Origin of the sequence: Comamonas sp. A7-5, from assembly GCF_039581385.1 — a bacterium.
GTDB classification, from domain to species: domain Bacteria; phylum Pseudomonadota; class Gammaproteobacteria; order Burkholderiales; family Burkholderiaceae_C; genus Comamonas; species Comamonas thiooxydans.
This window is the reverse complement of sequence record NZ_JBCPWO010000001.1, coordinates 329,622-348,344: the sequence shown is the minus strand read 5'-3', so window position 1 is coordinate 348,344 and position 18,723 is coordinate 329,622. Positions and strand designations below refer to the sequence as shown.

General features: G+C 61.2%; 18 protein-coding genes. 10 read left to right on the top strand and 8 right to left on the bottom strand.

From position 1 onward, the window contains the following. Nucleotides 1-101 precede the first annotated feature (101 nt). The 3 genes from AAIL67_RS01565 to AAIL67_RS01555 all read left to right on the top strand — a co-directional run bounded on the left by AAIL67_RS01565 (nt 102) and on the right by AAIL67_RS01555 (nt 5,000). Nucleotides 102-2,024, top strand: coding sequence for a PrkA family serine protein kinase (locus AAIL67_RS01565; RefSeq protein ID WP_003062956.1), 1,923 nt, complete (start codon nt 102-104; stop codon nt 2,022-2,024). A gap of 76 nt (nt 2,025-2,100) precedes the next feature. Next, entirely contained in the window at nt 2,101-3,369 is a 1,269-nt protein-coding gene (locus tag AAIL67_RS01560) for a YeaH/YhbH family protein (protein WP_034352205.1), read from the top strand. After that, on the top strand, nt 3,366-5,000 hold the full coding sequence (locus tag AAIL67_RS01555; protein ID WP_343483224.1) for a SpoVR family protein: 1,635 nt from the start codon (nt 3,366-3,368) through the stop codon (nt 4,998-5,000). Before AAIL67_RS01560 ends, AAIL67_RS01555 begins: the two co-directional genes overlap by 4 nt. 239 nt (nt 5,001-5,239) lie before the next feature. On the opposite strand, the gene AAIL67_RS01550 is transcribed toward AAIL67_RS01555, so the two are convergent. Then, nucleotides 5,240-6,025 carry a MetQ/NlpA family ABC transporter substrate-binding protein gene (locus AAIL67_RS01550; protein WP_003055852.1) on the bottom strand — a complete coding sequence of 262 codons (786 nt, stop codon included), beginning with the start codon at nt 6,023-6,025 and terminating at the stop codon, nt 5,240-5,242. 167 nt (nt 6,026-6,192) lie between these two features. On the opposite strand from AAIL67_RS01550, the gene AAIL67_RS01545 reads away from it, so the two are divergent. Continuing rightward, nucleotides 6,193-6,432: a DUF3820 family protein gene (locus tag AAIL67_RS01545; RefSeq protein WP_012838051.1), complete on the top strand. Its 240-nt coding sequence runs from the start codon at nt 6,193-6,195 to the stop codon at nt 6,430-6,432. Between the two features lie 220 nt (nt 6,433-6,652). Here the strand turns inward: AAIL67_RS01545 and AAIL67_RS01540 are convergent, their stop codons facing one another. The 3 genes from AAIL67_RS01540 to AAIL67_RS01530 all read right to left on the bottom strand — a co-directional run bounded on the left by AAIL67_RS01540 (nt 6,653) and on the right by AAIL67_RS01530 (nt 9,787). Continuing rightward, nucleotides 6,653-8,482, bottom strand: a complete 1,830-nt coding sequence (locus AAIL67_RS01540) for a sensor domain-containing diguanylate cyclase (protein ID WP_034377502.1) — start codon at nt 8,480-8,482, stop codon at nt 6,653-6,655. 731 nt (nt 8,483-9,213) lie between these two features. Further along, nucleotides 9,214-9,561: a hypothetical protein gene (locus AAIL67_RS01535; protein WP_343483223.1), complete on the bottom strand. Its 348-nt coding sequence runs from the start codon at nt 9,559-9,561 to the stop codon at nt 9,214-9,216. Between the two features lie 73 nt (nt 9,562-9,634). Further along, nucleotides 9,635-9,787 carry a hypothetical protein gene (locus AAIL67_RS01530; RefSeq protein ID WP_156507025.1) on the bottom strand — a complete coding sequence of 51 codons (153 nt, stop codon included), beginning with the start codon at nt 9,785-9,787 and terminating at the stop codon, nt 9,635-9,637. Between AAIL67_RS01530 and AAIL67_RS01525 the strand changes: the two genes are divergently transcribed. From AAIL67_RS01525 to AAIL67_RS01500, 6 genes are all read left to right on the top strand, one after another. Continuing rightward, nucleotides 9,774-9,947, top strand: coding sequence for a hypothetical protein (locus tag AAIL67_RS01525; RefSeq protein ID WP_343483222.1), 174 nt, complete (start codon nt 9,774-9,776; stop codon nt 9,945-9,947). The two genes, AAIL67_RS01530 and AAIL67_RS01525, sit on opposite strands and share 14 nt — an antisense overlap. Next, the gene (locus AAIL67_RS01520; RefSeq protein WP_343483221.1) at nt 9,928-10,125 is read left to right on the top strand and encodes a hypothetical protein; all 198 of its coding nucleotides are present in this window, start codon (nt 9,928-9,930) and stop codon (nt 10,123-10,125) included. Before AAIL67_RS01525 ends, AAIL67_RS01520 begins: the two co-directional genes overlap by 20 nt. 137 nt (nt 10,126-10,262) lie before the next feature. Then, entirely contained in the window at nt 10,263-10,529 is a 267-nt protein-coding gene (locus tag AAIL67_RS01515; RefSeq protein WP_343483220.1) for a DUF3164 family protein, read from the top strand. A gap of 45 nt (nt 10,530-10,574) precedes the next feature. Continuing rightward, the gene (locus AAIL67_RS01510) at nt 10,575-11,942 is read left to right on the top strand and encodes a sigma-70 family RNA polymerase sigma factor (protein ID WP_343483219.1); all 1,368 of its coding nucleotides are present in this window, start codon (nt 10,575-10,577) and stop codon (nt 11,940-11,942) included. 118 nt (nt 11,943-12,060) lie between these two features. Next, nucleotides 12,061-14,463 carry a TonB-dependent siderophore receptor gene (locus tag AAIL67_RS01505; protein ID WP_343483218.1) on the top strand — a complete coding sequence of 801 codons (2,403 nt, stop codon included), beginning with the start codon at nt 12,061-12,063 and terminating at the stop codon, nt 14,461-14,463. 164 nt (nt 14,464-14,627) lie between these two features. After that, nucleotides 14,628-14,870, top strand: a complete 243-nt coding sequence (locus AAIL67_RS01500; protein WP_063660942.1) for a DUF3649 domain-containing protein — start codon at nt 14,628-14,630, stop codon at nt 14,868-14,870. Nucleotides 14,871-15,169: 299 nt separating this feature from the next. On the opposite strand, the gene AAIL67_RS01495 is transcribed toward AAIL67_RS01500, so the two are convergent. From AAIL67_RS01495 to AAIL67_RS01480, 4 genes are all read right to left on the bottom strand, one after another. Next, entirely contained in the window at nt 15,170-15,691 is a 522-nt protein-coding gene (locus AAIL67_RS01495) for a hypothetical protein (RefSeq protein WP_054074056.1), read from the bottom strand. Between the two features lie 315 nt (nt 15,692-16,006). Continuing rightward, nucleotides 16,007-16,564: an NAD(P)H-dependent oxidoreductase gene (locus AAIL67_RS01490; protein ID WP_343483217.1), complete on the bottom strand. Its 558-nt coding sequence runs from the start codon at nt 16,562-16,564 to the stop codon at nt 16,007-16,009. Nucleotides 16,565-16,707: 143 nt separating this feature from the next. Continuing rightward, nucleotides 16,708-17,421 carry a phosphoserine phosphatase SerB gene (gene serB, locus AAIL67_RS01485; RefSeq protein WP_343483216.1) on the bottom strand — a complete coding sequence of 238 codons (714 nt, stop codon included), beginning with the start codon at nt 17,419-17,421 and terminating at the stop codon, nt 16,708-16,710. 155 nt (nt 17,422-17,576) lie between these two features. After that, the gene (locus tag AAIL67_RS01480; protein WP_343483215.1) at nt 17,577-18,599 is read right to left on the bottom strand and encodes a tripartite tricarboxylate transporter substrate binding protein; all 1,023 of its coding nucleotides are present in this window, start codon (nt 18,597-18,599) and stop codon (nt 17,577-17,579) included. Nucleotides 18,600-18,723: the final 124 nt, after the last annotated feature.

Genomic DNA, 18,723 nt, shown 5'->3' with positions numbered 1-18,723 from the left:
TTCAAATTAGGAGCGAGGTGCTACAACGGACGCACACGGTAACGAATGCCTTGCAACTTTGCGGCACTGATTCGAGCCCTGGTGCCGCCACGGGAGGTCATATGGATGTCATCAGCAATTCCGCAGCACGCTACGTTCGCCTGCGTGAAGAAGAAATGTCGCTGGACGAGTACCTTAGCCTTTGCCAGCGTGATCCCATGGCCTACGCCGGAGCCTCACAGCGCATGCTGTCCGTCATCGGTGAACCCGAAATGGTGGATACCCGCAACGATCCCGTGCTGTCGCGTCTGTTTGCCAACAAGGTCATCCGCCGCTATCCCGCATTCTCTGAGTTCTACGGCATGGAAGATGCTATCGAGCAGGTGGTGAGCTTCTTTCGCCATGCGGCCCAGGGCCTGGAGGAACGCAAACAGATTCTCTATCTGCTGGGACCTGTGGGCGGCGGTAAAAGCTCGATTGCAGAGCGTCTCAAATACCTGATGCAAAAGGCACCGTTCTACGCGCTCAAGGGATCGCCTGTGAACGAGTCGCCGCTGGGTTTGTTCGACCCCGTGGAAGACGGCCCGGTGCTGGAAGACGAGTTCGGCATTCCGCGTCGCAGTCTGCAACATGTACTCTCGCCCTGGGCCGTGAAGCGGCTGGAGGAGTTCGGCGGAGACATTCGCCAGTTCCGAGTGGTCAAACGCTACCCCAGCATTCTCAAGCAGATAGGCATTGCCAAGACCGAGCCCGGCGATGAGAACAACCAGGATATTTCCAGCCTGGTGGGCAAGGTGGACATCCGCAAGCTGGAAAACTTTTCGCAAGACGACACCGACGCCTACAGCTACTCCGGCGGCCTGTGCCTGGCCAATCAGGGGCTGCTGGAGTTCGTGGAAATGTTCAAGGCTCCGATCAAGGTGCTGCACCCCTTGCTGACGGCCACGCAGGAAGGCAATTACAAGGGCACGGAAGGCTTTGGCGCGATTCCGTTTGACGGCGTGGTGCTGGCACACAGCAATGAAAGCGAATGGAAGGCGTTTCGCAACAACCGCAACAACGAGGCGTTTCTCGATCGTATCTACATTGTCAAGGTGCCTTACTGCCTGCGCGTGAGCGAGGAAGTTCGCATCTACGAGAAGCTGATCCGGGAGTCTTCGCTGGCCAACGCCATCTGCGCGCCTGGCACGCTCAAGATGATGGCGCAGTTCTCCGTGCTCACACGCCTCAAGGAGCCAGAGAACTCCAGCATCTTCAGCAAGATGCAGGTCTATGATGGCGAAAGTCTCAAGGACACTGATCCGCGCGCCAAGAGCTATCAGGAATACCGTGACTACGCGGGCGTGGACGAGGGCATGGAAGGCATCTCCACCCGCTTTGCCTTCAAGATACTGGCCAAGGTCTTCAATTACGACAGCACCGAAGTGGCGGCCAATCCCGTGCACCTGATGTATGTGCTGGAACGGCAGATTGAGCGCGAGCAATTTCCGGCCGAACTGGAGACCAAGTACATAGGTTTCATCAAGGAATATCTGTCCCAGCGCTATGCCGAGTTCATCGGCAAGGAAATCCAGACTGCCTATCTGGAGAGCTATAGCGAGTACGGTCAGAATATCTTTGACCGCTACGTCACCTACGCCGATTACTGGATTCAGGACAGCGAATACCGAGATACCGATACCGGCGAGGTGTTCGATCGCAATGCGCTCAATGCCGAGCTGGAGAAGGTGGAAAAGCCGGCCGGCATTGCGAACCCCAAGGACTTCCGCAACGAGATCGTCAACTTCGTGCTGCGGGCCAGGGCCAACAACCAGGGCAAGAACCCCAGCTGGACCAGTTACGAGAAGCTGCGCGTGGTGATCGAGAAGAAGATGTTCTCCAACACCGAGGAGTTGTTGCCGGTCATCAGCTTCAACGCAAAGGCCAGTGCCGAAGATGCGCGCAAGCATGAGGACTTCGTCACTCGCATGGAAGCCAAGGGCTATACGCCCAAGCAAGTGCGTCTGCTTTGCGAGTGGTATCTGCGCGTGCGCAAGAGCAGCTGACAGCGGTGTCGGTGGCCCGGCGCGGCCACCGACAGGACGGTTGAGTTGAGAACAGCCCCTGGAGATGGGAGCACAGATGGCACTGCATATCATCGACCGCAGGCTCGCAGGCAAGAATAAATCAGTGGGTAACCGCGAGCGGTTTGTGCGGCGTTTCAAAGAGCAGATCGCGGAGGCGGTGCGCAAAGCCGTGTCTGCGCGCGACATCCGCCATATCGATCAGGCGGAAAGCATCACCATTCCGAAAAAAGACATTCAGGAGCCGGTCTTCAGGCATGGTCAGGGTGGTATCCGCGATATGGTGCTGCCCGGCAATCGCGAGCATGTGCGCGGTGATCGCATTGCCCGCCCGCCTGGTGGGGGCGGCGGTTCGGGGTCGCAGGCCAGCGATAGCGGTGAGGGGCAGGATGACTTCACTTTCACCTTGACCAAGGAAGAGTTCATGGAGCTTTTCTTTGAAGATCTGGCGCTGCCGCGCCTGCTGCGCAACCACATCGGCAACACCTTGCAATACAAGACAAGGCGCGCCGGCTACAGCCATGACGGCACGCCCAGCAATCTGGCGCTGGTGCGCACCATGCGCGGCGCCCTGGGGCGGCGCATTGCGCTGACCAAAGCTTCACACCGTGAGCTCAAGGTACTGGAAGAACAGCTTGAAGCTCTGCTGGCGCAGGATGACGGCACCAGTGAGTCAGTAGCCGAGTTGCAACGCCGTATCGATACCTTGCGTGAGCGTATCGGCGCAGTGCCTTTCCTGGAGCAACTGGATCTGCGCTTTCGCAATCGCAGCAAGGTGCCCGTGCCCAGCAGCCAGGCCGTGATGTTCTGCGTGATGGACGTGTCCGGCTCCATGGATCAGGAGCGAAAGGAGCTGGCCAAGCGCTTTTTCATCCTGCTGTATCTGTTTCTCACAAGGCATTACGACAAGATCGAGATTGTTTTCATCCGCCACCACACCCAGGCCGCAGAAGTCAGCGAAGACGAGTTCTTTCACTCCACGGAAAGCGGCGGCACGGTAGTCAGCAGCGCGCTGGTCCTGCTCGAACAGATCATCAGGGCCCGCTACCCGGTCAACGACTGGAATATCTATGTCGCCCAGGCCAGCGATGGCGACAACTTCAGCGACGACGGCGGCAAATGCCACAGCCTTCTGGCCGAAAGAATATTGCCGCTGGTGCGCTACTACGCTTACCTGCAAGTGGTGCTCGAGGAGCAGAGTCTCTGGGAAGAGTACAGCCGCCTGCTGCCGCTGTTCCCCCATTTCGCCATGCGCAAGGTATCGGCAGCCAACGAGATCTACCCGGTGTTCCGCGATCTCTTCAAGAAGGATGGGGTATCGATATGAACCTCAATCTCTATCCCGTGCTGGATCTCAGCGCCAGCAGAAAGGCCGGAAATTCGCATGCCCAGGGGGAGCCGCGCTTTCGCGATGTGCCGCAGGCGCCTTTGATGGCGTCCCAGCGACCGGCGTCTCCCTTGCCCGACCCCAGCGACTGGACTTTCGAGCTGATCGAACAGTATCACGCGGCGATTGCGGCCACGGCTGAGCGCTACGGTCTGGATACCTATCCGAATCAGCTCGAGATCATCACGGCCGAGCAGATGATGGATGCCTATTCCAGCGTGGGCATGCCGGTCAATTACCGGCACTGGAGCTATGGCAAGGAGTTTCTGGCCACGGAGCGCCGCTACCGACGAGGTCATATGGGACTGGCCTATGAGATCGTCATCAATGCCAACCCTTGCATCAGCTATCTGATGGAGGAGAACAGCACGGCCATGCAGGCCCTGGTGATTGCGCATGCGGCCTATGGGCACAACAGCTTTTTCAAGAACAATTATCTGTTTCGCATGTGGTCCGACGCGGGCAGCATCATCGACTATCTCGTCTATGCGCGCGACTATGTGGCGCAATGCGAGGAACGCTATGGCTTCGACACCGTGGAGCAGTTGCTGGATTCCTGCCATGCGTTGTCGAACTTTGGTGTGGATCGCTATTGCCGTCCCTCGCATAAAAGCCTGTCGCGTGAGCGCGCCGAGAGAGAGGCGCGTGAAGCCTATGTGCAGCAACAGGTCAATGTGCTGTGGCGTACGCTTCCAGCCCGAAGGGACAAGGACAAGGACAGCACGACGCAAGGCAGCGAGCGCTTTCCCCGAGAGCCCGAAGAGAACATCCTCTATTTCATCGAGAAGAACGCTCCCTTGCTCGAACCCTGGCAACGAGAGATCGTGCGCATCGTGCGCAAGATCGCCCAGTATTTCTATCCGCAGCGCCAGACTCAGGTGATGAACGAGGGCTGGGCCACCTTCTGGCATTACACATTGCTCAACACTCTGTATGACGAGGGCTGGCTGACCGATGGCGTGATGCTGGAGTGGCTGTCATCGCATACCAATGTGATCTACCAGCCGCCGGCTGGCCACCGGGCCTTCAGCGGCATCAATCCTTATGCGCTGGGCTTTGCCATGTACCGTGATATTCGGCGGATCTGCGAAAAGCCGACCGAGGAAGATCGCCGCTGGTTTCCCGACATGGCCGGCACACCCTGGCTGCCGGCGCTGCACCACGCCATGCGCAACTACAAGGACGAGAGCTTTGTCGGCCAGTTTCTGAGCCCGCACCTGATACGCGACATGCGTTTGTTCTCTCTGCACGATGACCCTGACGAACGTGATGTTCTGGTCAGTGCCATCCACGACGAAGATGGCTACCGCACGCTGCGCCAGTTGCTGTCTCAGCAATACGACCTGGGGACGCGCGAGCCCAATATTCAGGCCTGGAGCGTGAATCTGCGCGGCGACCGCAGTCTTACTCTGCGGCATACCCAGTACCAGGGCAGGCCGCTGGCGGAAGATGCACAGGAGGTTCTCAAGCATGCGGCTCGCCTGTGGGGATTTGGCGTGCATCTGGAAAGCGTCAACGGCGATGGCGAGACACCGGTTTTGCGGCACTCGGTGCCTGCACCCTCGCATTGAGAAATCTCAAGTGGAAGTTGCTTTAAGCCCTTGCCTGTAAAGCGCTATAAGCTATCAAATCAAAAGAAAAAAGCGCTGCAGAAGCAGCGCTTTTTGCTGGGTCAGGTCGTCAAGTGTGGCCGGCTGCCGGTTCTGTCCGGCCCCGGGGCCACAGCAGGTGCCTGTGCCCGTACCCTTCACAACGCGGCAGTCTCTCCTGTCGAGGAGGGGCGCACCAACGTTTCTAAGGCCTTTGCGAATCAGAACGCAGGAACCACGGCGCCCTTGTACTTTTCCTGAATGAACTTCTTGGTGTCTGCAGAGTGCAGAGCGCTCATCAGCTTGGCAATGTCGGCGCCGTTGGCGCGATCCTTGCGGGCCACCACGATATTGGTGTAGGGCGAATCGGCACCTTCGATGAACAGCGCATCCTTGGTGGGGTTGAGCTTGGCTTCGATTGCGTAGTTGGTGTTGATCAGGGCCAGGTCGACATCAGCCAGGGCGCGGGGCAGCAAAGGCGCTTCCAGTTCCTTGAACTTCAGCTTCTTGGGGTTCTTGACGACGTCCAGAGCAGTGGGGGTCAGGCTCTTGGGATCCTTGAGCTCGATCAGACCATGCTTGGCCAGCAGAATCAGTGCACGGCCGCCGTTGGAGGGGTCGTTGGGAATGGCCACGGTAGCGCCATTCTTCAGATCCTTGATGTTCTTGATCTTGCTGGAGTAGGCACCGAAGGGCTCCACATGAACCTTGCCGTTGGGTACGGCCACCAGAGAGGTCTTGCGGTCCTTGTTGTAGCTGTCCAGATAGGGCTGGTGCTGGAAGAAGTTGGCATCCAGCTGCTTGTCTTCCACGGCGGCATTGGGCTGCACGTAGTCGCTGAACTCCTTGATTTCCAGATCGATGCCCTGAGCCTTCAGTGCGGGCTTGATGTGATTGAGGATTTCGGCGTGAGGAACGGCCGTGGCGCCCACCTTGAGCACGTCAGCAGCCTGGGCCGACAGCGCCAGAGTGGCAATAGCGATAGCAGAGAGAGCTTTCTTCAACATTGGTTCTGACCTTCTTCAGCAAGTTGCAATAAATTCCGGGCCCCATCTGGACCGCAGCGAACTAAGGTGCATAGTCTAGTGCCGTGTACCGACGTCTGCAGGACATTTTTCTTATTTGGTTATAAGAGCGTCGTTTTTTATACAAAATCTGATCCCGATTGACTGCCATGAATCCCGAAATGCTGGAGCGCCTGGTGCGCGTGCCTATGCCTTATGGCAAGTACAAGGGCCGTTTGATTGCCGATCTGCCCGGCAACTACCTCAACTGGTTTGCCCGCGAGGGCTTTCCCAAAGGCGAGATCGGTCAGTTGCTGGCCTTGATGCAGGAGCTTGACCACAACGGACTCAGCGGTTTGCTGGAGCCCATTCGCAAGGCTGCAGGGCTGCCGCCAAGAGCACAGGAATAGGCAAGAGAGGGCTGGCTGCGGTCGGCAAGATGAATATGCGGCAGGCGGGCCTGCACAAGCTCTGGCAGCTTGCCTTTGGCCGGAAGCAGGTGGCTGGTCCTTGGGCTTGGCCGATTGAGGCCAGGCCGCGAGTCTCCAAAATACCCTGCTTTGGTCCTGAAGGCGTTGTCGATCCTAGGCCCTGGACATATACAGATGCAGCTGGTCGCAGGGGGCGGCCTCAAGCCTCGGAGTCTTGCGAGAGGTCCGAATGCTGAACAATGCGTCCCTTGCCTGCATGTTTGGCCGAGTACATGGCCTCGTCCGCACTCTGCATCAGGTTGGCCGAGGAACTATCTGCGGTGCTGATGGAGATACCGATGCTGCTGCCGACTTGCACCATCACTCCACCATTCAGTGCAATGGGCTGGCGCACGGCTTCCATGCAGCGCTTCATGACAGACATGGCCTCACCGGGAGTGTGCAAGCCCGATAGCAGCACCACGAACTCATCGCCACCCAGGCGGGCAACGCAGTCGCCGGCACGGGCCTGGGCCGTCAGTCGGGCAGCTACCACACGTAAAACCTCGTCGCCTGCGTCGTGACCCTGGGTGTCGTTGACCTGTTTGAAGCCATCCAGGTCCATGAAGCACACGGCAAGCATCTGGCCGTCAGCCAGCTCCTGGTTCAGCGTTTCCTCAAGTGCTCGGCGGTTCGCCAGACCCGTCAGAGCGTCGTGGTTGGCAAGGTGATTGGCGGCTTGTTCGCCTCGCTTGAGGGCGTCGATGTCCACCAGAATCCACAGCGACTCTTCGGCATTCAGCAGTGTGCCGGATGCATCCACCCACAAAAGCTTGCCCTCGGCATTCTGCACCTGGAACTGAGCGTGAAATTTGCCCCGAGCCAGCAAAGAAGCATAGGCTTTTTCGCCGATACGCCTGTAGGAGGCTTCGTCCGGGTAAAGCATGCGCGTGGATGCGCCCTGCAGTGCAGCTGCTGGCTGCTTGAGCAGACGGCGCATGGCGGGGTTGGTCCAGACGATCTTGCGCTCGCGCAGGCGAGCCATGCCGATCAGGTCGTTGTTGATGACCAGTTCCTGCTCTTTGCGGATGCGGCGTTCACGCTGCTGCAGCCGGTACAGGGCTACCGAACCCAAAGCAATCAGGGCAATGCACAAGCCGGCGAGACCCCATGCACGCCAGGCGGAGGCGCGCCACATGGCCATATAGGCTTCCGTACCCAGCCCGGTAAACACCGTCAAAGGATATCCGGGCAGCCGATGGTAGGCCGTGATGCGCTCCACGCCATCGATCAGGGTCGGTGTGATGTACCAGCCTTCCTCGCTGTTGCGGCTGATGGCCTGGTGATATTCGGACGAGACAGCGGCCTTGCCGATACCTGCGTCGGCATCCTGGCTTGCAGCCGGATAGCGCGCTACCAGCAGTGCCTGATCGGTGCGCAATGCCATGGCGCTGCTGGCGCCGAACGACTGGCGCTGGAATAGCTGGTGAAAATGTTCGGCCGCGACAATGGCATAGACGATGCCCTGGAACTGGCCGCTCTCGGCCTGAAGACGCCTTGCCAGCACGATAGACCATTTTCCGAAGGAGTGGCTGATCAGAGGCTCGGACACCACCATTCGGTCCGTTTCTCGGGCTTGAGCGAAATAGGCGCGTTCCGCCACTGAAAACGGCACATCAATTTCGCTGGGAGTGATGAGTACCTCGCCAGCACTGTCTGTAATGCGCAGGGCGGTGACAAAAGGAATCAGGGCACGTTGTTCCTGAAGCATTTCGTACAAGGCAAAGTTGGCAGCGGAAAGTCCGTCAAGGCTGCGCGCTCGGTAACGACTGGCGATCGATGACAGAGCGTTGTCCACCAGTCGCACCTCTGCAGCCAGCTCCAAGCTCAGGCTGCGCGCTTGGTGCCTGGTGACGGCTACTCCCAGGTCCATGTCCGCGCGGTAATTGGCATGCACGCCAAGCCAGGTGGCAAAGCACAGCAAGGCCGCTACCAGCAGGTTGCCGAGCACGATGCGATGCAAAAGCTTGTGAGAGCGAAAGCTTGTCATCTTGATTCTTGAGGTCCTTGAATACCAACCTGGGTCGGAAACGGCTCGGTTCCGGACATTTGCATCAACCACCTGCCGAGTAAAGCATCGCAGAGCTCAACAGCGCAATAGTCTTGCAATCATCCAACAGGTGTCGGGAGGTGGCTGCGAGCATTCGTCCGAGAGGGGCGCGGCCTGCGCGAATGGCCAGAAGTGGAGCTCCAGACTCCGATATATTCCTGGTGCGTGATTGTGCAGGGTCGATCCCTTTCTGAAGCGCGGCGCGATAACTTGCTTGCTGGGGTGTGATAACTGCACTGATTCAGCGTTTCAACTGAAGCAAACGAATTTCAAACATAGGAGCGGCCAGCAAGCTTGTCCCTTAAGCTATCTCTCCAGCTTCACGCCACAGACGCTCTATTCGTGACCCCAGGATTCCCATCAGACTGCTATCGAATGGCCAACTTGAGCCGAGAGAAAAGCTGGCTGCTTGAAGCTGGTTCTGAATATTTCCGAGAGGAATGGTTATTTCTTCTTGCAGGTGCTGGTGACGAGTCTTGAGATCCTTCTTGCCTTCAAAATGAAATGAGTACCTTGACCAGGTGTGCTCCTTTTCTAGGGCCAGGATCTCTTCTACGACCAAATGAAGAGGTGCAGGAACAGTGCCTAGCTGTAGCGCTCTAGACATTTCAACCAGGTCTTCAAGCAGCTCGCGAAGGTCATGCGATCTCTCCGAGTGTCTGATGTGGTCTTCAGTTGGAAATACGGAAGACGTCGGGTGACCTAGCTATCTTTTGATAGCTCTGAACCTCAATACCAAGCTGCAATGGAGCCTTAGTCATCAGTTCCGCAGCATGGCGCTGAAGGAAAAAGATCGGTATTCCATGATGATTCAATCGGTTGTCACTCTGAGCAGCCCTCAAAAGAGTATTGGCTGCAAGCAGGTAGGACTGAGCATAGTCCGGGCTGCGAAAGCCTCCAATCCGTGCAATAACAGCAGCCTGGTCACTCTTTGCTTGCTCAGGTGATTTACCCCAGGTCAGGACACCAGCAGGTTCATCTGGGCCAGGAAGATAGATCGCCTCAGGAAATTGCGCCATGGGTACTCCTTAGAACAAGCCCGCAGGCTCTACCTCTCTGTTTTAACTATAGATGACCAGGTCGCCCGTCTTTTTATCGGGTCACCGTCCACTCCTGAGCTTGAAGGCTGTTCTTGCCATTGAGCTGGCTGTCTAACACCACCCGCAATGACGTGAAGGGGCCGCCGTTGGCCGCTTCATCGGCTGCACTGTAGAGCTGGCTGGTGCCGGTGATGCTGGACCACATCAAGGCTCGTGGCCCGCAGAACCTCGACCAGCTGCGCCCGGTGACGGGCGAACTGGAAAGCGACCTGGTCAAACGCCTGCGCAACCTGCGCACAGGCGGCTGGCTGGAGATTGTCGGAGCTGCGCTGGAACATCTGCAGCGTGGCCGCTCCACTGTTTGACCTGGGCCAGACACCAGGAAGGGCTGGCAAGGGAGCGCCCAAGCCCATGGGCGAAATGCCTGAGCGGCGGCAGATCAACGTGATGAAGAGCGACGACTACAAGCCCACGCCATTCACACCACTTCGCCAGGGATCACTGGATTTCAGCGCAATCGTCAGCCGTGGCGTGCGCTGCTGAGGGGCAATTTGCACTTAAGGAGCAACGACAAATGATTCAACAAAATATTCCTGAAACCATTCCCGAGGGCTACATGAAGAACGCCCTGGGCCATCTGGTGCCCCGCGCCAATGTCCGTGAGCAAGACTTGCTGCGCGATGAAATCGCAAAAAAAGGTGGCCACCCGTGCCATTCGTCTGCACCAGGAGCTGACCGAGTTCAAGAAGGACACGCTGGGCGAAGTAGCCGATCTGGTCAAGATCGCAGGCGAGCGCTATGACGTGACTCTGGGCGGCAAGAAGGGCAATGTGTCCATCAGCAGCTATGACGGAAAGCACAAGGTGCAGCGCTCGATCGCAGAGCCGGCAATCTCCTGCGTTCCATATGCGCTGCACATTCTGAGCGCAAAAGCCTGGGTGAAATGATGACGTTGAGAATGATTCCTATTTATATAGCTATGATCCAGCTCTATGGATATGACAGCCTCCTTCACCCGCGCGCTGCTCTCGGGCTTCGAGCGGGCCTATGCGGATCTGTTGCGCGCCGCCACGCGAAGCACGGGCTGTCGCGAGGAGGCCGGTGATGCCGTGCACGACGCCTGGCTGAGGCTGGCCGAGCATGCGCAGGCCGCTCAGGCTGAACAGGCCGGGCCTGCCGACAGCAGCGGCGCGGCCGCGGGGCCGCGCGATGCGACTGCCTATCTGGCCGTCATGGCGCAGAACATGGCCCTTGATGCGCACCGCCGCCGCCAGCGCCATGGGCGCTACCTGGACGCCGAGGCCGTGCGCGAGCAGATGGCTCCCAGCCATGCGCCCGACGTGGCCGAGTCCGTCATGTACCGGCAGGCGCTGGCGGCCCTGGAAGCCGCGCTGGCCGCACTGCCTGAGCGCAGCCGCAAGGCCTTTGTGGCTCACCGCGTGCATGGCGTGCGCCAGTCAGAGATTGCGGCGCGCCTGGGCGTGTCGCTGAACACGGTGGAGCGTGATCTGATCCAGGCGAATGCCTGCATCGAGGATGCGCTGCACCGCTGGCGCGGCAGCAGCCCGGCCGACGCGCAGCGTGCGGGCCATGGGGGGCGGCGCCGCAGCCTGGGCGCCTTGCTGGGACTGGTGGGTGTGGGGCTGGGCGGCGCTGCCGCCTGGCAGCAGTGGCTGCTGTACCGCCAGAACCATGTGCAGTGGCAGGCCAGCTGGAGCAGCGCACGCGGCCAGCAGGTGCGCCACGGCCTGCCCGACGGCTCGAGCCTGCTGCTGGATGCGGCCAGCAGTGCCCGGGTGCAGTATTTCTTGGCGCGGCGCGTGGTCACGCTTGTCCAGGGGGCGGCCTTCTTCGAGGTGGCCCGCGACGAGCAGAGGCCTTTCATGGTCGAGGCCGCCGGCGTGCGGGTGACCGTGCTGGGCACGCGCTTTGGCGTGGACATCGAGGAGGGCGGCCAGAGCGGACAGCGGGTTTCCGTGCAGGTGGCTTCCGGCCGGGTGCGGGTGCAGACGCTTGGCGCGGATGCCCGGACCTGGCAGACGCATGAGCTGGATGCGGGTCAGGGACTGCGCCTGGAGAGAGGCGCAGCAGTGCGCACGCAGGCTGCATCCAGGGATGCGGCGGCCTGGCGCCATGGCGAGCTGGTGTTTGCCGACGCCACGTTGGGCGAGGCGCTGCAGCGGCTGGGGCGCTATGCGTCTTTTGAGCTGCAAGTCACCCCCGGGGCCGCGTGCCTTCCTTTGAGCGGGCGTGTGCGCATCGCCCAGGCCCATGCATGGGTCAGTGCCTTGCCGCGGGCCTTGCCGGTGCAGGTGCGCCAGCAGCCCGGCGGCGGCCTGGTGCTGGCACTGGCTCCGTGAGCGGCTCCGCAACCGGTGCGGTGAGCGGACCAGGTTTTTTTCAGGGTTGTGGCCATGCCATGCGTCAAGACAGTGATCTCCGGGTATTGACCTCATCACTGATTCAAGGACGACTTGCATGCATCCGTTTCTCCCCCATTTCCGTCTCCATCCATTGGCCCGCGCCGCCATCTGCCTGGGTCTGGCCATGCCGCTGCAGGCCGCCTGGGCCCAGGCGCCAGCGCAGGCCGTGCGCTTTGACATCGCGGCCCAGCCTCTGGGCGGTGCTCTGCACGAGCTGGCACGCCAGGCCGGCCTGCAGCTGGCTTTCGATCTTGCGCTGGTGCAGGGCCGGCAGGCGCCTGCGGTGCAGGGCCACCGCGATGTGGGCGCGGCACTGGAGTCGCTGCTGCGCGGCAGTGGCCTGCAAGGGCATGTGGAGCAGGGCATGCTCACCGTACAGCGCGTGCCTACGGCCACGGGCACGGAGCCGTCCACGCTGGCCGAGGTGAAGGTGGTGGCCAACCAGCTTGGCGAGATCACCGAAGGCTCGGGCCTGTACACGCCGGGGGCCATTGCCACGGCCACGCGGCTGGTGCTGACGCCGCGGGAGACGCCGCAGTCGGTGAGCGTGGTCACGCGCCAGAAGATGGACGACTTCCAGCTCAACTCCATTGACGAGGTGATGGAGCACACGCCCGGGGTGAGCGTGGTCACCTACGACAGCGAGCGCACGGTCTATTACGCGCGCGGTTTTGCCATCAACAATTTCCAGTACGACGGCATTCCCATGCTGCGCGACTCGGGCTATTCGGCGGGCAACACGCTCAGCGACACCTCCATCTACGACCGCGTCGAGGTGCTCAAGGGCGCCACCGGTCTGCTCACGGGCAGTGGCGACCCGGGCGCCACCATCAATCTGGTGCGCAAGAAGCCCACGCGCGAGTTCCAGGGTCATGCGACGCTGGGCGCGGGAAGCTGGGGCAGCTACCGAGGAGAGCTGGACCTGAGCGGCGCGCTCAACGAGGCGGGCAGCGTGCGCGGCCGGGTCATGGCGGCGCGCCAGGACCGACACACGCAGCTGGACCATTACAGCCGCGATGCCTCGGTGTTCTACGGCATCCTAGAAGCCGACCTGGGGCCGCGCACGCTGCTGACCCTGGGCGCGGACTTCCAGGACAACAAGCCCAGGGGCTCGACCTGGGGCGGCATACCGCTGCTCAATGCCAACGGGGACTTCAACGACATGCCGCGCTCGTTCAACAACGGTGCGCGCTGGAGCCGCTGGGAGCAGTACACCCGTACCGCCTTCGCCACGCTGGAGCACAGTTTCGACAGCGGCTGGGTGGCCAAGCTGCAGCTGAACCGGCAGATCAACGGCTATGACGCCAACCTGGGCTCGGCGGCTGCGGGCTTTCCCAATCCCGCCGACGGCTCGGGCGTCAGCATGTGGGCGGGACAGTACATAGGCCGCACCACCAGCAATGCGGCCGACTTCTATGCCAGCGGCCCGTTCCGGCTGGGCGGGCGCGAGCATGAACTGGTGCTGGGCGGCAGCCTGACCAACCGGCACTGGAAGAACCGCGGCTGGTGGGATACCGGCAACTACGACAAGACGGTGGACAACTACTACCTCTGGAGAGGTGATGTGGCCGCTCCGGCCTGGGGAGCGGTGGCGGATTTCACCAACGACGAGACCACGCGTGAGCGCGGCCTGTATGCGACCGTACGCTGGAATCTGCGCGACGACCTGAAGCTGATCACCGGCGGGCGCTGGTCCAATTACACCAACCGCGCCGAGCAGATGAGGGAGTCGGGCGTGTTCGTGCCCTATGTGGGGGCCGTGTACGACATCGACGACACCTATTCGGCCTATGCCAGCTATTCGGGCATCTTCAAGCCTCAGTCCGCCCAGGACGAACAGGGGCACACGCTGGCACCGCTGCAGGGCAAGAACTACGAGCTGGGCGTCAAGGCAGCTTTCCTGAACGGCAGGCTCAATGCCTCGGCCGCGGTGTTTCAGCTGGAGCAGGACAACTACGGCCTGGAGACCGGCGGCGTGACCCCCACGGGCGCCACGGCCTACCGCGCGGTTCAAGGCGTGAAGACGCGCGGTTACGAGTTCGAGGTCTCGGGCCAGCTCACCCCGGCCTGGCAGCTGCAGGCGGGCTTTTCGCACGGCGTGGCACGACAGCAGGGCGAACGCGTGTCCACGCTCACACCGGCCAATCAGTTCAGCTTCTACAGCAGCTACCGGCTGAGCGGCAGCCTCAGCGGCCTGACCCTGGGCGGCGGCGCGCGCTGGCAGGACAAGACCTGGGGCGACATCTCCACGCCCGCCGGCGGCATCGTCACACATACCGTCAAGGGCTACTGGATCGTGGATGCCATGGCTCGCTACGAGTTCAGCAAGCAACTGTCGGCGTCGCTGTCCGTCAAGAACCTACTGGACAAGCGCTACTACACCATCTTCAACTGGTACAACACCTACACATGGGGGGCTCCGCGCAGCGTCAGCGTGAGCATGACCTACAAGTTCTGAGCCTTGGGACTGGCCGCTCCGGCGCATGGCGCCGGGCACCTGCTGCATCGCGGGGTGACCCTTTTTGGGTTTTCGTTTGTCATACAGGAAGAGAGGGCGCATGCGCCCGCTCCATCCCAGGAAAACCCGATAGCTACCCAGGTCACCATCCCGATCCTCCTTTCATGATTCCATCCAACGCCGCCCCTGCGGGCGCTTACCTTCTTTCACGGCTGCAGGCGGCCGTTGCCGGTGGCTATCTGCTGGCTAGCGCCCTGACCGTGATCTGGGCGTTTTCGCCAGTGTCGCACGGCCGGGTATGGCTGGGCCTGCTGCTGGCTGCATTCTTGCTGCGGCGGCTCTGGCTTGGGTCTGGCGCGTGTGACAAGGATCTGGCGGCGCATCATCGCCAGGAGCCGAGCGGATGACGCTTGATGTGTGCATGTCCTTCGGTGTCTTGCCGAGCTTCGCGCAATCGGCAGGCGCCGTGTGCCAGCCTCATGGGTCCACAGGCCTGGGCATGCCCAGCTGCCTTGTATGGTCTGCCTTGCAGACCTTGTCTGTTGCCAGGAATGCACCGTAGCTGGCAGCTTACGGTGGATGGAAACACCCGGAGGCACGCAAAAAGGGATGAAAAAAGGGATGCAGAGCGCATCCCTTTTCGAATGAGGCCGGTAGGTCTGAATTCCTGGCCGGCCTGTATTGAAGCCCGGTTGCGGGCTGATGATTACTTGGCGGCCGCGCGTGCAGCTTCCGCCTTGGCCTTGGCCTCGTCCAGCTTCTTTTGCAGAGCGGCGGCTTCCGCTTCAGCCTTCTTGGCCTCTTCTTCCTTGGCCTTCTTGGCTTCGGCTTCCTTGTCGCCGCCACCCATGGCGCCGGCAATGGCATTGCCAGCCATGGTGCCGGCCACGGCACCAACGGCAGCGCCCGCCATGGTGCCCATCATGCCGGATCCACGAGCAGCAGGAGCCGCTGCAGCTGCGGGAGCGGCCGCAGGAGCTGCAGCGGCGGCGGGGGCTGCGGGTGTGGCAGGTGCAGCAGCCTTGGGTGCGGCGGCGGCAGGAGCCACGGGTGCGGGCTGAGCGGGCGCCTTGCTGCCGATGCTGGCAGGGCGAACGGACTTGCTGCTGCCCATGCGCTTGGCCTGAGCCAGGGAAGGCACGGTCAGCGATGCGATGGCGATAGCAATCACGGAGGCAGCAGCACGGTACGAAGTCTTCACGAAATGGTTTCCAGTCATGGTTGTCATAGATGGGCGCCTGCACTCTGACGAGCGAAGACAACCAGCATGCCCTGCAACGGCTGTCGCAAAAGGCTTGCTTGCTATGGTATTTAAAGTCAATGGTTGGATTTTCAAGGTGCTGAACTGAAACTGTCCGTAAAAGGACAGGGCTCAGACCCCGACGGCCGGATGTTGTGTGATGTATGAGGCCGCACGCTATTGTAGGAACACTCTGCATGCGCAAAAGTTCCAGCAGTCTTCAATGCAGGGAAATAGTCATGAAGTGCCCCGCAGCGCCTGAAACGTGAGCGGGGCGAGCTATCGAGCCAGAGGAAGATTGGTTTAGCGCTTCTGGTGCAACTGCACCCAGTCGAGAAAGCGTGTCATGTACTTGACGAGGAAGTCATGGCTGCCCTGGCCGATCTTGCCGTCGGCGTCGAGCAGCGTGTCGGACCAGCGCACAAAGCCCTCGGGCTGGGGCAGGGTGGGCATGTCCAGCGACACCAGCACATTGCGCAGGTGCTGCTGGGCCATGGCCGTGGCGGCCGCGCCGGGCGAACTGCCTATCACGGCGGCCGGCAGCCCTGCCCAGACGGACTGGCCATAGGGACGGCTCAGGCCGTCGAGCACGTTCTTGAGCGATGCGGGGATGGAGCGGTTGTATTCGGGCGTCACGAACAGAACGCCGTTGCAGGTGCGAATCAGGGGCTTGAGGTCGTCGAAGGGCTTGAAATCGGGGGTGTTGTCGAAGTCGCGGTTGTAGACCGGCAGGCGGCTGATATCGATGAATTCGAAATCGGCCTTGTCCTGCATGAGTGAGGCCAGGCCTTGGCCGAGCTGGCGGTTGATGGACTGCTTGCTGAGGCTGCCCACGATGACGGCGATTCTGAGTTGGCTCATGCTCTGACCTTTCGACCGAGTTGGGGGAGATGCATGGCACTGTAGCAAAGCTGCCGGGGATTGCCGTGCCGCAGCGGGCGCAAAAAAGCCGCGGTCCCCGGGAGCAGAGAGCGCGGCTTGGTGCTGGGCTGGTCTGTTTCAGCCTATCGGAGCACTTCCAGCAGGCGATCCAGGCCGCCCTCGTTGATGGCGACCTTGGCTTCGTTGCGCACGCGTGGCTTGGCGTGGAAGGCCACGGACAGGCCGGCCGCCTGCATCATGGGAATGTCGTTGCTGCCATCGCCCACGGCAATGCATTGGCTGGCATCGATACCGATCAGCGAGGCCACTTCCAGCAAGGTGCGGCGCTTTTCCGCACCGTCGCAGATATCGCCCCAGGCCTGCTCGACCAGACCGCCGGTCAGTGCACCGTTCTTGATCTCCAGCACATTGGCGCGCACAAAGTCGATATCCAGCAGGCCGCGCACATGCTCGGCAAAGTAGGTGAAGCCACCGGAGACCAGCAGCACCTTCAGGCCGGCGGCCTTGGCGGCCTTGACCAGGGTTTCAGCGCCCGGCGAGAGTCTCAGGCGTTCGGCCAGAACGCGGGCCATGTCGGCCTCGGTCACTCCGACCAGCTTGCCTACGCGTTGACGCAGGCTGTCCTTGAAGTCGGTGATTTCGCCGCGCATGGTGGCTTCGGTAATCGCCGCCACTTCGGCCTTCTTGCCTGTGGCGTCGGCGATCTCGTCGATGCACTCGATGGTGATCAGCGTCGAGTCCATATCAAAGGCGATGAGCTTGTAGTCCGCCAGCTTCTGGGGGGCGGTAAAGCCGCGGATCATCAGGCCGGGAGCGAATTCGGTGGCGTCGGTCATTGCGAGTCGTGCGAATGAGGGGGTAGTAGAAAGGGGAATGGCGGAGATCAGGTCTGCGCCATTCCTCAAGATGGTCGCCATTATCCGCTGTTGTGGCGGGCTTCGGCAGGCCATTCACCCCTGAGTCTGCCCCCTGGTGCTGCTCGCAGCGGCGCCTACTGCGGCTGAATGCCTGCGGCCTTGACGAGCTCGGCATGCAGCCTGATGTCCTGGGCCACGGTCTGCCTGAGCTGCTCGGGCGTCGATGGCGCGACTTCCATGCCGTTTTCACCCAGTTTGGTCTTGATCTCGCTGTCCAGTGCTATGCGCACGGCGCGGTTGAGCTTGTCGATCACGGGCTGCGGCGTCTTGGCCGGGGCAAACAGGCCGACCCAGGCCGAGAGGTTGAGATCGGCAAAACCGCCTTCCGCCATGGTGGGGGTGTTGGGCAGCATGGCCGCGCGCCTGGGCGCCATCAGCGCCAGGGCATGCAGCTTGCCGGCCTGGATATGGGGCAGGGCTTCGGGCAGCACGGCAAACAACATGTCCACATTGCCCGCCAGCGTATCGTTGACGGCCGGCGCGCCGCCCTTGTAGGGCACGTGCAGCATCTTGGCCTGGGTGCGCGTCTCGAACATCAGTGCGGCCAGGTGCTGGGGGCTGCCGTCGCCGGAGGAGGCAAAGGTCAGCTTGCCCGGTGCGGCCTTGGCTGCCGCCACCACGGCAGCCACGCTGGGGAATTTCTGCCTGTCCTTGACCACCAGCACCATGGGTTGGTTCACCAGCTTGCTGATGGGCGCGAAGTCGGCCTCGGGGTCATAGGGCAGGGATTTGAAGATGCTCTTGTTGGTGGTCAGGAATGAGGCCGGCGAGACCATCAGCGTGTAGCCGTCCGGGGCAGAACGTGCCACGGCCGGTGTGCCGATCTGGCCCGAGGCACCGGCGCGGTTGTCCACCACAAAAGGCTGCTTGAGTTCGCTGGCCAGTTTTTGCCCCACGACTCGGGCAATCATGTCGGCACTGCCTCCGGCGGGCAGGGCGACGATGACCTTGACCGCGCGCTCGGGATAGGCGTCCTGTGCCTGCGCTGTGGCGGCAAAGCCTGCCGCCACAGCGCAGGCCAGTGCGGGGCGGGCCATGGCATGAGCGGCATGGCGAATTTTGCGGTTAGCGATATTGCGGACGGGTTGGAGCAGCATGCGATCCCTCTCTTTCTCAAGATATGCACCAGCTTGGTGATGGCTGCAGTGCGATAGCCCGATGATGAGCAAGCCCTGTGCCAGTTGCCTTGGCGTTTTGCCGGATGGGAAAGATGCGGTTTGC

What these genes read in the sequence shown, in the direction of transcription:
- AAIL67_RS01565 (WP_003062956.1), top strand. Translation starts at nt 102, where the DNA reads ATGGATGTCATCAGCAATTCCGCAGCACGCTACGTTCGCCTGCGTGAA.
- AAIL67_RS01560 (WP_034352205.1), top strand. Translation starts at nt 2,101, where the DNA reads ATGGCACTGCATATCATCGACCGCAGGCTCGCAGGCAAGAATAAATCA.
- AAIL67_RS01555 (WP_343483224.1), top strand. Translation starts at nt 3,366, where the DNA reads ATGAACCTCAATCTCTATCCCGTGCTGGATCTCAGCGCCAGCAGAAAG.
- AAIL67_RS01550 (WP_003055852.1), bottom strand. Translation starts at nt 6,025, where the DNA reads ATGTTGAAGAAAGCTCTCTCTGCTATCGCTATTGCCACTCTGGCGCTG.
- AAIL67_RS01545 (WP_012838051.1), top strand. Translation starts at nt 6,193, where the DNA reads ATGAATCCCGAAATGCTGGAGCGCCTGGTGCGCGTGCCTATGCCTTAT.
- AAIL67_RS01540 (WP_034377502.1), bottom strand. Translation starts at nt 8,482, where the DNA reads ATGACAAGCTTTCGCTCTCACAAGCTTTTGCATCGCATCGTGCTCGGC.
- AAIL67_RS01535 (WP_343483223.1), bottom strand. Translation starts at nt 9,561, where the DNA reads ATGGCGCAATTTCCTGAGGCGATCTATCTTCCTGGCCCAGATGAACCT.
- AAIL67_RS01525 (WP_343483222.1), top strand. Translation starts at nt 9,774, where the DNA reads ATGCTGGACCACATCAAGGCTCGTGGCCCGCAGAACCTCGACCAGCTG.
- AAIL67_RS01530 (WP_156507025.1), bottom strand. Translation starts at nt 9,787, where the DNA reads ATGTGGTCCAGCATCACCGGCACCAGCCAGCTCTACAGTGCAGCCGAT.
- AAIL67_RS01515 (WP_343483220.1), top strand. Translation starts at nt 10,263, where the DNA reads ATGAAATCGCAAAAAAAGGTGGCCACCCGTGCCATTCGTCTGCACCAG.
- AAIL67_RS01510 (WP_343483219.1), top strand. Translation starts at nt 10,575, where the DNA reads ATGGATATGACAGCCTCCTTCACCCGCGCGCTGCTCTCGGGCTTCGAG.
- AAIL67_RS01505 (WP_343483218.1), top strand. Translation starts at nt 12,061, where the DNA reads ATGCATCCGTTTCTCCCCCATTTCCGTCTCCATCCATTGGCCCGCGCC.
- AAIL67_RS01500 (WP_063660942.1), top strand. Translation starts at nt 14,628, where the DNA reads ATGATTCCATCCAACGCCGCCCCTGCGGGCGCTTACCTTCTTTCACGG.
- AAIL67_RS01495 (WP_054074056.1), bottom strand. Translation starts at nt 15,691, where the DNA reads ATGACAACCATGACTGGAAACCATTTCGTGAAGACTTCGTACCGTGCT.
- AAIL67_RS01490 (WP_343483217.1), bottom strand. Translation starts at nt 16,564, where the DNA reads ATGAGCCAACTCAGAATCGCCGTCATCGTGGGCAGCCTCAGCAAGCAG.
- serB (WP_343483216.1), bottom strand. Translation starts at nt 17,421, where the DNA reads ATGACCGACGCCACCGAATTCGCTCCCGGCCTGATGATCCGCGGCTTT.
- AAIL67_RS01480 (WP_343483215.1), bottom strand. Translation starts at nt 18,599, where the DNA reads ATGCTGCTCCAACCCGTCCGCAATATCGCTAACCGCAAAATTCGCCAT.